Annotated in this window: 3 protein-coding genes; 2 read left to right on the top strand and 1 reads right to left on the bottom strand. The window is 66.0% G+C overall.

Features of this window, described 5'->3' with window-relative positions; genetic code table 11:
* Nucleotides 1-59 precede the first annotated feature (59 nt).
* A complete protein-coding gene (locus QZH66_RS14670; RefSeq protein ID WP_305806663.1) occupies nucleotides 60-1,163 on the top strand; it encodes an amino acid ABC transporter permease in 1,104 nt (367 codons plus the stop codon).
* A 25-nt stretch (nucleotides 1,164-1,188) separates the two neighbouring features.
* Nucleotides 1,189-1,920 (top strand): amino acid ABC transporter ATP-binding protein, encoded by a 732-nt coding sequence (locus QZH66_RS14665; protein WP_345783854.1) that lies wholly within the window; start codon nucleotides 1,189-1,191, stop codon nucleotides 1,918-1,920.
* A gap of 113 nt (nucleotides 1,921-2,033) precedes the next feature.
* On the opposite strand, the gene QZH66_RS14660 is transcribed toward QZH66_RS14665, so the two are convergent.
* Nucleotides 2,034-3,119 (bottom strand): bifunctional diguanylate cyclase/phosphodiesterase (locus QZH66_RS14660; RefSeq protein WP_305806661.1); only part of this gene is annotated, 1,086 nt, incomplete at its 5' end.

The following is a 3,119-nucleotide window of genomic DNA, read 5'->3' as shown; positions in this document are numbered from 1 at the left end:
TCACCTCGCTGCTGATGGGCTGGTACAACGCGCGCGCCGCCATCAAGGAGCGCTGAACCATGGCCGCCAAAACCTTTGCCCCGATCGCGCCGCGCCCGGCCCCCGCCAAGACCGGCGGGATGCTGGCCTGGGTACGCGCCAACCTGCTGGGCGACTGGCCGACCACGCTGGCCACGCTGCTGGTCGGTGGCCTGCTGCTGTGGTATGTGCCGCAAGTACTGAACTGGGCGCTGCTCAAGGCCGTCTGGCAGCCCCACGTCGAGGCCTGCCGCGCACCGGGCGCGGGCGCCTGCTGGGGCGTGATCGCCGAGAAATACCGCCTGATCATCTTTGGCCGCTACCCGTATGAAGAGCAATGGCGCCCGCTGGTGGCCACGCTGCTGGTGATGGTGCTGCTGGTGGCCAGCTGTACGCGCGCGTTCTGGCGGCCCTGGCTGCCGGTGCTGTGGGTGCTGGTGCTGGCGGGCTTCTTTGTCCTGATGCATGGCGGCATCGCCGGCCTGTCGCTGGTCGAGACCGACCGCTGGGGCGGCTTGCCGCTCACCATCTTGCTGTCCACGCTGTCGATTGGGCTGGCGTTCCCGATCGCGTTGCTGGTGGCGCTGGGGCGGGTGTCGTCCTTGCCGGCGATACGCAGCGCCTGCACCATTTACGTGGAGCTGGTGCGCGGCGTGCCGCTGATCTCGGTGCTGTTCATGGCCTCGTTCATGTTCCCGCTGTTCATGCCGCAGGGTTTCACGATCAATGTGCTGGTGCGCGTGCTGGTGGGCATCACGCTGTTTGCCGCGGCCTATCTGGCCGAGGTGATCCGCGGCGGGTTGCAGGCCATTCCCAAGGGGCAGGTCGAGGCGGCTGCCACGCTGGGGCTGTCGTACTGGCAGACGCAGCGCAAGATCGTGCTGCCGCAGGCGCTGGCCCTGGTGGTGCCAGGCATCATGAACAGCTTCATCTCCACCTTCAAGGACACCTCGCTGGTGGCCATCGTGAGCCTGTACGAGCTGACCGGAGCGCTCGACCTGGCGCTCAACTCCGACGCGAACTGGCGTCCCTTCAAGATCGAGGGCTACCTGTTCATCGCGCTGATCTACTTCACTTTCTGCTTCTCCATGTCGCGTTACAGCCACTGGGTGGAGAAGCAGGCCAACAAGGGGCGGCAACGCTAGCCCCGCCATGCCCATGCCTGAATCCATCATTACCTTCGACAAAGTCAACAAGTGGTACGGCAACAGCTTTCACGTGTTGCGCGATATCGACCTGGACGTGGCGCGCGGCGAGCGCATCGTGGTCTGCGGGCCCTCGGGCTCGGGCAAGTCCACGCTGATCCGCTGCATCAACCGGCTCGAGGAGCACCAGCAGGGCCGGCTGGTGGTCGACGGCGTGGAGCTGAGCGACGACGTGCGCGCCATTGACGGCGTGCGCAAAAAAGTCGGCATGGTGTTCCAGCAGTTCAACCTGTTCCCGCACCTCACGGTGCTGGAGAACCTCACGCTCTCGCCGATGTGGGTGGGCAAGCTGCCCAAGAAAGAGGCCGAGGCGCGCGCCATGCAGCAGTTGGAACGCGTGCGCATTGCCGAGCAGGCCGGCAAATACCCGTTGCAGCTCTCGGGCGGGCAGCAGCAGCGCGTGGCGATTGCGCGCGCGCTGTGCCTCACGCCCAAGATCATGCTGTTCGACGAGCCCACCTCGGCACTCGACCCCGAGATGATCAAGGAGGTGCTCGACGTGATGATCGAGCTGGCCAAGCAGGGCATGACCATGATTTGCGTCACGCACGAAATGGGTTTTGCCAAGGCCGTGGCCGACCGGGTCATCTTCATGGACCAGGGCCAGATCGTGGAGCAGAACACGCCCGAGGCGTTCTTCAACAACCCGCAAAACGAGCGCAGCCGCGACTTCCTGTCGAAGATCCTGGGGCATTGAGCCGTGCACGCAGGAGCATGGCGCCGTGCTGGAAAACCAGGGCTGACACTCTTGTATTGATAGCTGCAAACGCTTTCCTGACGAGCGCTAGAGGCCGATTTAATGCTTGATTTTTAGCTTTGCCGGCTGCGCAGCAGCGCTTCGAAGTCCTTGGCGGGCAGCGGCCGGCTGAACAGATAGCCCTGGCCCTCGTCGCAGCCCTGCTCGCGCAGGAAGGCGAGCTGCCCTTCGGTTTCCACGCCCTCGGCCGTGGTGTGCATGCCCAGCGCCTGGGCCATGCGGATGATGGCGCTGATGATGGCGCGGTCGTTGGCGTCTTCCTCCAGGTCGCGCACGAACGACTGGTCGATCTTGAGCTTGTGGATCGGAAAGCGCTTGAGCTGGCTCAGCGACGAATAGCCGGTGCCGAAGTCGTCCATGCACAGGCGCGCGCCGCGTTCGTGCAGCTGCTCCATGATGGCCAGGGCCGCCGCCGGGTCGTCCACCGCCGCGCCTTCGGTGAGCTCGAGTTCGAGCCGCTGCGCGGGCAGGCCCGACTCCGCGAGGCAGCGCGACACCATCTCGGGCAACTGCGGGTGCCGGAACTGCACGGCCGACAGGTTGACCGAGAGGGTGCGCAGCTGCAGCCGCTGGTCCAGCCAGTGTTTGGCCTCGCGCGTGGCGGTGCGCAAGACCCATTCGCCGATGGCCACGATCAGGCCGCTGTTTTCGGCCACCGGAATGAATTCGGCCGGGGACACCCAGCCCAGCTCGGGGTGGCGCCAGCGCAGCAGGGCTTCGGCGCCGACGATCTGCAGCGTCTGCAAGGACACCTGCGGCTGGTAGTGCAGCTCGAACTGCTGACGCTCCAGGGCGCGGTGCAGGGCGTTTTCGAGCTGCAGCGTGCGCGCCGAGCGGGCTTCGAGCTCGGCGGTGAAAAAGCCGTGGCGGTTGCGGCCGCTGCGCTTGGCGCGGTACATCGCGGCATCGGCGCGCTGGTAGAGCGTGTTGAAGTCTTGGCCGTCGTCCGGAAAGACCGCAATGCCGACCGAGCCCGTGGTGGTCAGCTCGTACTGCTCGATCTGGAACGGGCGCGACAGTGCCGTCAACACCTGGGCGGCGGCGAGCGCGGCGCCTTCGGCGTCGGTGCCCGGCAGCATCAGCAGGAACTCGTCGCCGCCCAGGCGCGAGATGGTGTCCTGTTCGCGCACCAGGGCTTC

This window comes from Stenotrophomonas sp. YIM B06876 (assembly GCF_030711595.1).
Classification (GTDB): Bacteria; Pseudomonadota; Gammaproteobacteria; order Xanthomonadales; family Xanthomonadaceae; genus Stenotrophomonas.
The sequence above is the reverse complement of the archived record's forward strand: the minus strand, read 5'-3'. Positions and strand labels throughout refer to the sequence as shown.

What these genes read in the sequence shown, in the direction of transcription:
- QZH66_RS14670 (WP_305806663.1), top strand. Translation starts at nt 60, where the DNA reads ATGGCCGCCAAAACCTTTGCCCCGATCGCGCCGCGCCCGGCCCCCGCC.